The following is a 236-nucleotide window of genomic DNA, read 5'->3' on the forward strand; positions in this document are numbered from 1 at the left end:
GAAGCACGGTAACGTGTGGAGTTGACCGGTACTAATAGGCCGAGGGCTTGTCCTCAGTTGCTCGCGTCCACTGTGTTAGTTCTGAGACAACGAACAGTTGTCGGTTTTTGAGCAGAACAAACAATTGAAGAGTGTGCTTGTTCGCTCGAAACCATTAGGGTTTCGGTGGTTATAGCGTAGGGGAAACGCCCGGTTACATTCCGAACCCGGAAGCTAAGCCTTACAGCGCCGATGGT

Annotated in this window: 1 rRNA gene; it reads left to right on the top strand. The window is 51.3% G+C overall.

What is annotated here, in order from left to right:
- Positions 1–161: 161 nt before the first annotated feature.
- A 5S ribosomal RNA gene (gene rrf / locus ACPXCS_RS39765) occupies positions 162–236 on the top strand; the annotation flags it as partial.

This window comes from Streptomyces sp. DT190, from assembly GCF_049846985.1.
Classification (GTDB): Bacteria; Actinomycetota; Actinomycetes; order Streptomycetales; family Streptomycetaceae; genus Streptomyces.